Origin of the sequence: Sphingopyxis sp. (assembly GCF_035944815.1) — a bacterium.
Lineage (GTDB): Bacteria > Pseudomonadota > Alphaproteobacteria > Sphingomonadales > Sphingomonadaceae > Sphingopyxis.
This window is the reverse complement of sequence record NZ_DASZAU010000009.1, coordinates 316,941-327,885: the sequence shown is the minus strand read 5'-3', so window position 1 is coordinate 327,885 and position 10,945 is coordinate 316,941. Positions and strand designations below refer to the sequence as shown.

Sequence of the window (10,945 nt, the reverse complement as noted above, 5' to 3'; positions counted from 1 at the left end):
CCGACGATGGCCACGCAACATCGGTCGCAGCAGCGGGTTGGTCGGATGCCGCGCCGCAATTCATGCGCGGCAAAAGGAGATGGAAAGTGGCTAACAACCCCAACCAGCAGAATGAAAAACGACCGCAGTCGGACCGCGATCGCCAGCAGCAACAGCAGGGCGGCCAACAGCGCCAGCCCGGCAGCGACCAGCGCCCCGATCAGGGCCGGCAGAGCCCGCAGCAGCGCTGACACCGTCAGCCTGCATGAGAAAGGGCCGCCCCCCATATCCTTTGGGCGGGCGGCCCTTTTCTTTTGTCGACGGCGCGAAAGTTCAGAAGCTGAACTTGACGGTCCCGCCCCAGGTGCGTTCGTCACCGGGGGTGCCGGCGATCAGGCCGACATTTCCGGGCGCGACCTGAAGCAATTCGATATATTTCACGTCGAAAGCGTTGCGCACCCATCCGAAGACGTCAAGGCCATCGCTTCGAAAGCCCAAGCGGAAGTTCGTCAAGGCATAGCCCTTGACGTCGGTGTAGATCGACGGCGACGCGTTCGAATTCCAGTGCGAGCGATAATTGCCGTCGACGCCGAAATAGAGCTGACCATCTTTCGCCAGCAGCGACACCGGGGCATTGGCTTCCGCACCATAGGAAAAGGCCCATTTCGACACGCCCGGCAGGCGCTGGCCCGAGATGTCACAATTGGGAATCGAACCGCCGGCCAATTCGGGCGGGCACGGTGCATCGACGAATTTCTTGTATTTCGCGTCGGTATAAGCGCCGTTGGCGTAAGCGGTGAACCGGTCGCTCGCCACAATCTTGAAATCGGCCTCGATACCCTGCGAACGGACCTTTCCGGCATTGGCCAAATAGCCGCGCAGGACGCCGAACTGCCCGTTCGTCACCGTCACCTGGAAATTTTTGATATCGGTACGGAATGCGGTCAGGTTGAAGGTGGCGCGCCGATCCCAGAACTGGGTCTTCAGGCCGATTTCATAATGATTGACCGATTCCGGCTTCACCGTGCCGGCGGCCGCGATCGGGATGCCGGCGGCATCGGTCGGGAGGCCGTTCTGGTTGATGCCCACCGTCTTGAAACTCTTGGCGTAGGTCGCGTAGGCGAGCACGTCGGACGCGAGCTTGTAATTGACGTTGAGGTCATAGCTGAAATTCCAATCGCTGGCGGACGGCGCGCTGAGCTGCGGCGTGTAGACGCCGCATTGTGCCGCGGTGACGGCGTCGGTCGACGGACAGCTGATCTCGACGCCCGCGCCGGTGAAGACGCGGCGCTGGTAATAGCCCGATTTCTTGTCGTAATTGATGCGAGCGCCCGGCTGGATGGTCAGCGCGTCGGTGACCTTCCAGCTGACTTGCCCGAACAAAGCAGCGCTCGTCGATTTCAGATACTGGATGTTGCGCGCCGTCAGGCCGTTGAGGATATTGGCGTTTATCTGCGCCGCGTTGGTCAGACTCCAACGGCTGGCGTCGGGACCCTGCTGTTCGGTGCCCTGCGTATCGATCCGCTGCTTGAAGCCGAACAGGCCGACGACGAAGTCGACGCTATCGCCTTCGTAATTATAGCGGAACTCCTGGCTATATTGATCCTGTTGCGATGGATTTTGCGATTTGGAGACGATCGACAGCCCGGTAAAATCGCGATCATTCTCGGGCTTCCAGTCCCAGAACCGCCAGGCGGTGATCGAGGTGAAGGTGCCGGGGCCGACGTCCCACTTCACGCGCGCCGAAACGCCGCCGATCTTGTTACCCGCGTTGAGGCTGGCATCGATGTCGGTCAGTCGATCATAGACGTTGCGGCTGGGGACCGCATAAGGCTGGGTCGGATTGGCGGCGTTATAGGCCGCAACGAGCGCGTCATACTGGCGCGTAATCGCGCGCTGCGTCCGACCGACGCGAACGAAGGCGGTGCCGCAGCATTCGGGATCCTGCCGGCTGTAATCGCCGGCCAGCGTGATGCTGAGATCGTCGTTCGGTTTGAACAACAATTGGCCGCGAAGGCCCAAATTGTCCTGTTCGTTGATCCAGCGATCACTGACGACATTGTAGAGCGTACCGCGCCGGCTCGTCGCCGCGATCGCGATACGCGCCGCAATCGTTTCCGACAGCGGGCCCGAAATCGCAGCCTTGGCCTGCCGGTAGTTGAGGTTGCCGACGCTGACCTCGGCGCGGCCTTCGAAGTCGAAGGTCGGCTGGTTCGTCGTGATGTTGATCGCCCCGGCGGTCGTGTTCTTGCCGTACAGCGAACCCTGCGGCCCGCGCAGGACTTCGACCTGGTCGACGTCGAGGAAGTCGAACGTCGCAGCGGCGACGCGCGAATTATAGACGTCGTCGACATAGATGCCGACACCTTGTTCGAATCCGTCGCTGGTCAGGCCGAAGGGCACGCCGAGACCGCGGATGTTGACCGAGGTGTTGCGCGGGTTCGACGTGTAGACCTGCAATGTCGGCGCGAGCTGCTGCAGCTTCACGACGTTGAAATTGCCCGTCGCTTCGATCGAATCGCCGCGGATCACCGAAATGGCCACGGGCACTTCCTGCGCGGTTTCCTGACGACGCCGGGCGGTGACGATGATGATATCGCCGCGGCTGACATCATCGGCCTGATCGGCCGCATCGACCGTTCCGGCAGCTGCGGTGGCGATAGCGCTGCCTTCCGCATTCTCTGCGGCGGTTTCTGCGGCGAGCGCCGGCGTCGCGCCGAGCGCGAGGAGAAGCGACAATGTCAGTGACGAAGCCTGCACGCGGCGGCGGATCGACGGATATTTTGCGGTCATGGCGATTTTTCCCTGCTTTTTTAATGCTGCACGAAAATCGCCCCATCCGGTGGTCCGGTCTGCGGCGTGAAAGATGAGAATTGGCCCCGTTCGGGACTGCCGAAATCAGTTGGGGTAACGATGCCGTTCGGTCACATCGACCTGCACCAGCCGGCCTTCGTGGACGGTCAGCTGGATCGCGCCGAAACGCAGTTTCGCCAGCGCGTCGAGTACCGTCTGCACGGCGCGCGACGCCGTTTCGGGCTCGCTTTTCGCCGGCTCTTTCGGTTGGTTCATCATTTTTCCCTTCCCTTCTGGAGTCGTGTCGCAACCTATATCAAGTTTTTTAGTAGACAATGATTGTTTTGCTTTCTGCGCTCAAAGGTTCGGTTGCTGCGCCGGATGGATCGCGCCGAAGGATTCGTCGACTGACCGAACCATCGACAAGAAGGACGCTAGGGATTGCGCCCGAGTCCCAGTGCTGGCAAAGGCGCTTTCAATGAGCAAAATTGACGATCTGATGGCCCGCGGCACCGAACTTCTCGGTAGCGACTATGCCATCCTGTGTGGCGCCATGAGCTGGGTTTCCGAGCGCCATCTGGTGAGCGCGATCAGCAATGCCGGAGGGTTTGGCGTCATTGCGTGCGGCGCGATGACGCCCGAACTGCTCGATGCCGAAATCGCCGCGACGAAAGCGTTGGCAACCCGCAATTTCGGCGTCAACCTGATCACGATGCACCCGCAGCTGTTCGACTTGATCGATGTATGCGCCAAGCATGGCGTCGGTCACGTCGTCCTCGCCGGGGGGCTGCCGCCCAAAGGCAGCCTTGAAGCGATCAAGGCATCGGGGGCGAAGGTTATCTGCTTCGCGCCGACCCTCGCGCTTGCGAAGAAGCTCGTCCGTTCGGGCGTCGATGCGCTGGTCATCGAGGGCATGGAGGCCGGCGGTCATATCGGCCCCGTGTCGACCAGCGTGCTGGCGCAGGAAATCCTGCCGTCGCTCGCGACCGAAGTCCCGATCTTCGTTGCCGGGGGTATCGGGCGCGGCGAGGCGATCGCGGCCTATTTGGAAATGGGCGCGTCGGGCGTCCAGCTCGGCACACGCTTCGTCTGCGCGACCGAAAGCATCGCCCATCCCAATTTCAAAAAGGCCTTTATCCGCGCGTCGGCGCGCGAGGCGGTCGCGAGCGTTCAGATCGATCCACGCCTGCCCGTCATCCCCGTGCGTGCGCTCAAAAATGCCGGGACCGAAGCCTTTACGGCAAAACAGCGCGAGGTCGCCAACAAGCTCGACGCCGGCGAAGTCGACATGATGGCGGCGCAGCTCGAAATCGAACATTATTGGGCCGGCGCGCTGCGCCGCGCGGTGATCGACGGCGACGTCGAGAATGGGTCGTTAATGGCAGGGCAATCTGTCGGTATGGTATCCGGGGAAGAGGGCGTTGCCGATATCATCGCAACTTTGGTGCAACAGGCCGAAAGCGCGTTGCACGCACGGGATTGACGCCGCATATTTGCGGTTGGGGAGTGGATCATGAATTTGTCGCGCAAGATTATCGTCGCCGGGCTGCTCGCGAGCGTTGCCGCTTGCACCAAGGCGCCCCCGCCGCCTCCCCCGCCGCCGCCGCCGCCGCCGCCGGTCGTGGTGATCCCGCCGCGGCCGATGCCGCCGGGCAATGCGTCGTTGACGCAGATCCTGCCCGGACGCGGGATCGATGGCCGCTTCGTCACCGCAAACAGCGGCGTGACCGGCGACAAGGCTTTCTGGCAGCTCAAGATCGGGCTCAATGTCGCGGCGATCGGTTGCCGCGGCCTTGAGGAAACCTCGCTCGTTTCGGCCTATAACAATATCATCAAAACCCATGGCAAGGTCATCAAATCGACCGAGAAAAGCGTGATCACCCAGCTCGGCAAGGAGAACAAGAACAACGGCATCGCCCCACGCGATCGCCTGTCGACGCAATTGTTCAACTATTTCGCGCAGCCGCCGGCGCAGCGCGACTTCTGCATCCGCGCGAACGAAATTGCGCAGCTGGTTTCCTCGACGCCGACCGCCCAGCTTGTCGAACAGGCCCCCGCACATCTCGCGCGGCTCGACCAGCCGTTTCATGATTTCTATGAAGCCTATGCCAAATATCAGACCGATGTCGTCGCATGGGACGCAAAATATGCGCCCCCACCGCCGATCATGAGCGCCCCTGCTCCCGTCGCCCCGACGGTCACGAACGTGAGCACGCCGGGGCCGGTCGCGATCGGCCCGACGGCACCGACGGGAAACCACTGAAGCCGGAACGCGTCGACGCACCGGTGAAATGAACAATCGTGCGCGGGGTATTGGCGCCAGTCGCATCCTTCTGTTAGCAGGGTTGCAATGACCAACGCCCCGCCACCGCCCTCTTCGGCCGCCCAGTCGGCGCGCACCATCCTGACCCGGCTCCATGAAGTCATGGCCTCGCGCGCAAACGCACAGGGCAAGCTGAACCAGGTGGTTGGCATCATCGGCGAATGCCTCGATAGCGAGGTCTGTTCGATCTACCTGCTGCGCGAGGGCGCGCTCGAACTTTATGCGACGCGCGGGCTGAAGCAGGAAGCCGTGCACGTCACGCGTCTCGGCCTCGGTGAAGGGCTGGTGGGAACGATCGCCGACCAGATCGAAACGCTGAACCTCGACGAAGCCGCGGCACATCCCGACTTTTCCTATCGACCCGAAACGGGCGAAGAATTGTTCCACAGCTTTGCCGGCGTCCCGATCATCCGCCGCGAACGCGCTGTGGGGGTACTCTGCGTCCAGCACGCCGATCCGCGCCGCTATGACGACATCGAGATCGAGACGTTGCAGACCGTCGCGATGGTGCTGTCCGAATTGATCGCCAACGCCGATCTTGTCGACACCGCCGCGCGCACCGACGCCGCGGCGACCGACCAGTCGGCCCAGCGGCTGAACGGACAGAAGCTGGTCGACGGCATGGGCGCCGGGGTGGCGGTTTTCCACCAACCGCGCATCACGATCGAACACACTGTTGCGGACGACACCGAAGCCGAACGCCACCGCGTCTATGCCGCGTTTGACAAGATGCGCGAACAGATCGACCGCATGGCAAGCCAGGCCGATTTCGGGGTCGGCGGCGAGCATGAAGAGGTCATCGAGACTTACAAGATGTTCGCCTATGACGAAGGGTGGTCGCGGCGGATCAACGAAGCGATCGACAGCGGCCTCACCGCCGAAGCGGCGATCGAGCGCGTCCAGCAGCGCACCCGGATGCGGATGCGCCAGATCGACGATCCGCTGCTCCGCGACCGGATGCACGACCTGGAGGATCTGTCGAACCGGTTGATCCGCATCGTGTCGGGACAGATGGGTACTGCGGCGCAAATGGGCCTCCGGCAGGACTCGATCTTGATCGCGCGCAACCTCGGCCCCGCCGAACTGCTCGAATATGATCGCCGCCGCCTGAAAGGCGTCGTGCTCGAGGAAGGGTCGCTCACGGCACATGTCATCATCGTCGCGCGTGCGATGGGGGTGCCAGTGCTCGGCCGCGTCAGCGATGTGCGCGCCTCGATCCGCGAGGGCGACCTGCTGCTGCTCGACGCGGCGGCAGGCCAGCTGCATGTCCGCCCGACGCAGGCGGTGCAGGACGCGTTCGACGCCAAGCTCGAAATTTCCCAGAAGCGCCGTGCCAATCTGGCTTCGCTGCGCGACCTGCCCGCCGTCACGAAAGACGGTATCCCGATCGAATTGATGATCAACGCGGGGCTGCGCGAAGATGTCGCCGCGCTCGACCTGACCGGCGCGCGCGGGATCGGATTGTTCCGTACCGAATTCCAGTTCCTCGTATCGGCGACGCTGCCGGCGCGCGACCGGCAGCAGCGTCTCTATCGCGACGTGCTCGACGCGGCGGGCGATCGTCCCGTCATCTTCCGCACCGTCGACATCGGCGGCGACAAGGCGCTGCCTTACATGAATGTCGGCGACAGCGCGCAGGAAGAAAATCCCGCCATGGGCTGGCGCGCGCTGCGCCTCGCGCTCGAACGCGAAGGGCTGCTCAAGGTTCAGGCGCGCGCGCTGATGGAAGCGGCCGCGGGCCGGACGCTCAACGTCATGTTCCCGATGGTCTCCGAACCATGGGAATATGAGGCGGCACGCCAGTTGTTCGTCGGCCAGCGCGCATGGCTGGCAAGCCACAACAAGAAGCTGCCGGTGGCAATTCGCTATGGCGCGATGCTCGAAGTGCCGGGGCTGGTCGAAACGCTCGACCTGATGCTGCCGCACCTCGACTTCCTGTCGATCGGCACGAACGACCTCACCCAGTTCCTGTTCGCCGCCGACCGTGCACACCCGCGGCTGGCCGAGCGCTACGACTGGTTGTCGCCGACCGTCATGCGTTATCTTGCGCGCGTGGTACGGACGGTATCGGGAAGCAAGGTCGCGCTCGGCGTGTGCGGTGAGATGGGCGGACGCCCGCTCGAAGCCATGGCACTGCTCGGGGTCGGGATCGAGCGGCTCTCGATCACCCCGGCGGGGGTCGGGCCGGTCAAGGCGATGATCCGGTCGCTCGATCTGGGCGCGTTGCGCGCCGACATGCCGGCGATCCTAGCCCAGCCGTCGTCGAACCCACGCGGCCAGTATCAGCAATGGGCGCAGAGCCATCAGGTCGATCTGGGCGATTGACGCGTCGGGTAATTGCTTCGCACGCAATGTTTATGATATGTTCTCATCACTGAGATGAGGAGATGATCATGACCGATTCGAGCCCGCGTGCCAGCGGCCAATGCCATTGCGGCGCAATCCGTTATTCGATGCCCACTGCGGTCGAGCATCACGCGCTGTGCCATTGCAGCGATTGCCGTCGCCATTCGGGCGCGCCGATGGTCGGCTGGGCCCTCGTCGGACAGGATGCGATCGACATCGACGGGACGGCAAAAGTCTATGCCTCGTCAGAACATGGCCGCCGCCATTTCTGCGGCGATTGCGGCACGGGACTCTTCTACACCAACGATGCCATTTTCCCCGGCCAGATCGATGTGCAGGTCGCGACGCTCGACGACCCCGACCTTATCCCGGCGCAGGCGCAGATCCAGACCGCGGAACGTATCGGCTGGATGGAGAAGCTCGATACGCTTCCGACGTTCGAACGCTATCCGCCCTTCGAATGATCAGCCGCGGTCGTCGGCAGCGATAATCGCCTTGACGAGCGCTGCAATGTCGAGGCGGTTCTTGTCGTCGTCATAGCCCTGACGGACGATCACCAGCCGTCGCGACGGAACGATGACAAGATATTGGCCGCGATTGCCGAAGGCGCCAAAGGCGTCGGCAGGAATCCCGTCCGACTTGTTAAAGAGCCAGAAGCCCGCGCCATAGCCGAACGGACCGTCGGGCTGCGGACCGCTGGGCGTCGTGACGAAGCTGCGCCAGTCCTTCGGCAGCAGGCGCTCGCCATTCCATTCGCCGTCGCGTTGATAGAGCAACCCGAGCCGGGCGAGATCGCGCGCCGTCGTCCACACCTGGCTGGACAGGATATAATCTCCGTCCTTGTCATGTTCGGCAAAGGTGCGCGTCATGCCGATACGGTCGAAGAAGGCGGCGGGGTCGGGTGCTTCCCCGGCCTTGGCCTGTGCGGCCTTGAGCGACAGGATGGCGAGCATCGTGTCGTTGTTGGCATAGCGATAGCGCGTGTTCGGCACGTTCAGCAGCGGCCACTGGGTCGTCCACTGGCGCACTGACGCGCCGCCCATATAGATGGCGTCAGTACGATTACCTGCAGTGTCGCTCGTCAGCCCGCTCGCCATACGCATCAACTGTTCGGTCGTGATCGCGACGCGTGGATCGCCGGGCGTCTGCCACTCCGCAATCATCGCGGCTTTGGTCACATCGATCTGGCGCTTGAACGCAGCATGGCCGATCAGCGTCGCGGCCATCGACTTCGCAACCGAGAAGGTCCGCTGCGCGGTATGCGGGCCGTGCCCCGGCTGGTACCATTCTGCAACGATCCGCCCGTCCTTGACGATCAGCAGCGAACTGGTGCGACCGCCAAAGCTCTCGCGATCCATCGAAACTTCGGTAAAGGGCGACAGGCCGGCAGGCATACCCACGCGAATATAGCGATCGCCGAGCGGCCAGTTTTGGTGGTCAAGGTTGGGGCGCGGGGCCGGAACCGTCCGGCTCGGCGGACCCGCCTGCGCACCGATCGGCAAGGTAATACAACCTTCGCGAGCATTCCATTCAGCGATCCGCGGCGGCCGATCGTCGCGATAACGGACACTTACGCGTTTCGCCTTGTCATCGACCTCGGCCTTCAACGCGCGAACGTCAGGCTCAATTTCGGAATAGATGCCGGTCAGTTCGTCACGCTCGATATCGGCGAGCGTCTTGCCGCTGCCGTTCCACAGCGACGAACAGGTGAAGGCAGCGCGATATCCCGCCGCCCACGCGCGATGGATTTCGGCATTCGTGTCTGCCGCCTGTACGGGCAACGTAGCCGTCGCCAGCAAAGCGCCCAAGCCCAACCGAAACATCATGTCAGGGCCGCTCGCCAAAAGCCTGATGCTGCGCCTTTTTCGCGCGATCCCACCAAGCGCGGCGGATGACGTTGCCGACGCGTTCGGGATCATCCGAACCGAAACGGACGAGCAGCGCATGCCAGCCTTCATAATGCGCGGTTTGCCAAAAGGTGTCGGGATCGGTTTCAAGCAGGATCTCCTTTTCGTCGGGCTTGCACATCACCGCAAAACTCCCAGGCTCGCGGCCCGGCGACGCCAACGCCTTGCCGTTGAGCTTGGGACAGGGGGTGCCATAAAAGGGCAGCATTTCGACGTCGGGTAACGCGCAGGCAAAGGCGATCACGTCGTCCCAGCTGTCGAAGCGCGGCGTCATGTTCCGCGCCGCACCCGGCGTTGTTCGTCCCACCAGGCGATGCGTTCGGCGATCCGTTTTTCAAAGCCGCGATCGGTCGGCCTGTAATAGACTTGCGCGCCCATGCCGTCGGGCCAGTAATCGGCGCCCGAAAACCCCTCGGGCGCGTCATGGTCATATTCATAGCCCGCGCCATAGCCGATATCCTTCATCAGCTTCGTCGGCGCATTGAGGATATTGGCGGGCGGTGCGAGCGAGCCGGTATCGCGCGCCGAAGCAAAGGCCTCTTTCTGCGCGGCGTAGGCGGCGTTCGATTTGGGCGCCGTCGCCAGATAGAGACAGGCCTGCACGATCGCGAGTTCGCCTTCGGGCGAACCGAGGAATTGATAGGCATCCTTGGCTGCCAGACATTGCACGAGAGCTTGCGGGTCGGCGAGACCGACATCCTCGCTCGCGAAGCGTACGAGCCGGCGCAGCACATAGAGCGGTTCTTCGCCCGCCACGAGCATTCGCGCCATATAATAGAGCGCGGCCTGCGAATCGGACCCGCGCAGCGCCTTGTGCAGCGCGGAAATGAGGTTGTAGTGTCCGTCGCGGTCCTTGTCGTACACGGGCATGCGCCGGTGGAGAAACTGTGCCAGTTCGGCGGGATCGAGCGGCGTGTCGATGGCCGCGGCGAACAGGGTTTCAATCTGGTTGAGCAGGAATCGTCCATCGCCATCGGCGCTCGCGATCAAGGCCGCTTTCGCATCGTCCGTTACCGGCAGGCCGCGTCCCATGTCAGCCTGGGCGCGTGCCACCAACGTCGCAAGCGGCTCTTCGCCGAGCCGGTTGAGCACGAGCACCTGCGCGCGCGACAGCAGCGCCGCGTTGAGCGCGAAGCTGGGATTTTCGGTGGTCGCGCCGACCAGCACCACCGTACCGCGTTCGACATAGGGCAGGAAGCCGTCCTGCTGCGCCCGATTGAAACGATGGATTTCGTCGACGAAGAGCAAGGTGCGCTTGCCGGCCGCAGCCATTTTCTCGGCATCCGCAAAGGCCTGTCGCAGGTCAGCGACGCCCGAAAACACAGCCGATAACGGCGCGAAGCGTAGCCCTACCGCCTCGGCGAGCAGGCGCGCGATCGTGGTTTTCCCCGTCCCCGGCGGACCCCAAAGGATGATCGACGACAATTGCCCGGCAGCGACCATGCGGCCGATCGCGCCCTCGGGGCCCGTCAAATGCTCCTGCCCGACGACATCGGCGAGGACATGCGGACGAAGACGCTCAGCGAGCGGGACCGGCCCCGAAACGGCGGCGCCCTGCGTCCGGGGCGCGTCTTCGCCGAACAAGTCCCCGGCCATC

Annotated in this window: 10 protein-coding genes; 5 read left to right on the top strand and 5 right to left on the bottom strand. The window is 63.3% G+C overall.

Going from position 1 to position 10,945, the window contains the following annotated elements:
- Window positions 1–86: 86 nt before the first annotated feature.
- Entirely contained in the window at window positions 87–230 is a 144-nt protein-coding gene (locus VGU00_RS12385; protein WP_327468908.1) for a hypothetical protein, read from the top strand.
- Between the two features lie 82 nt (window positions 231–312).
- On the opposite strand, the gene VGU00_RS12380 is transcribed toward VGU00_RS12385, so the two are convergent.
- Both VGU00_RS12380 and VGU00_RS12375 read right to left on the bottom strand, forming a co-directional pair.
- Complete coding sequence (locus tag VGU00_RS12380) at window positions 313–2,772, bottom strand: TonB-dependent receptor (RefSeq protein ID WP_327468906.1); 2,460 nt, start codon at window positions 2,770–2,772, stop codon at window positions 313–315.
- A gap of 105 nt (window positions 2,773–2,877) precedes the next feature.
- Entirely contained in the window at window positions 2,878–3,051 is a 174-nt protein-coding gene (locus VGU00_RS12375; RefSeq protein ID WP_327468904.1) for a YezD family protein, read from the bottom strand.
- A gap of 199 nt (window positions 3,052–3,250) precedes the next feature.
- Between VGU00_RS12375 and VGU00_RS12370 the strand changes: the two genes are divergently transcribed.
- From VGU00_RS12370 to VGU00_RS12355, 4 genes are all read left to right on the top strand, one after another.
- Window positions 3,251–4,255 (top strand): NAD(P)H-dependent flavin oxidoreductase, encoded by a 1,005-nt coding sequence (locus VGU00_RS12370; RefSeq protein ID WP_327468902.1) that lies wholly within the window; start codon window positions 3,251–3,253, stop codon window positions 4,253–4,255.
- Between the two features lie 30 nt (window positions 4,256–4,285).
- Complete coding sequence (locus VGU00_RS12365) at window positions 4,286–5,035, top strand: hypothetical protein (RefSeq protein WP_327468900.1); 750 nt, start codon at window positions 4,286–4,288, stop codon at window positions 5,033–5,035.
- 87 nt (window positions 5,036–5,122) lie between these two features.
- A complete protein-coding gene (ptsP, locus tag VGU00_RS12360) occupies window positions 5,123–7,420 on the top strand; it encodes a phosphoenolpyruvate--protein phosphotransferase (RefSeq protein WP_327468898.1) in 2,298 nt (765 codons plus the stop codon).
- A gap of 68 nt (window positions 7,421–7,488) precedes the next feature.
- The gene (locus tag VGU00_RS12355) at window positions 7,489–7,905 is read left to right on the top strand and encodes a GFA family protein (RefSeq protein WP_327468896.1); all 417 of its coding nucleotides are present in this window, start codon (window positions 7,489–7,491) and stop codon (window positions 7,903–7,905) included.
- On the opposite strand, the gene VGU00_RS12350 is transcribed toward VGU00_RS12355, so the two are convergent.
- From VGU00_RS12350 to VGU00_RS12340, 3 genes are read right to left on the bottom strand one after another with little or no spacing between them, the layout of a single operon-like run.
- Window positions 7,906–9,249: a serine hydrolase gene (locus tag VGU00_RS12350; RefSeq protein WP_327468895.1), complete on the bottom strand. Its 1,344-nt coding sequence runs from the start codon at window positions 9,247–9,249 to the stop codon at window positions 7,906–7,908.
- Between the two features lie 19 nt (window positions 9,250–9,268).
- Entirely contained in the window at window positions 9,269–9,622 is a 354-nt protein-coding gene (locus tag VGU00_RS12345) for a hypothetical protein (RefSeq protein ID WP_327468893.1), read from the bottom strand.
- The gene (locus VGU00_RS12340) at window positions 9,619–10,944 is read right to left on the bottom strand and encodes a replication-associated recombination protein A (protein ID WP_327468891.1); all 1,326 of its coding nucleotides are present in this window, start codon (window positions 10,942–10,944) and stop codon (window positions 9,619–9,621) included. Before VGU00_RS12340 ends, VGU00_RS12345 begins: the two co-directional genes overlap by 4 nt.
- Window position 10,945 lies beyond the last annotated feature (1 nt).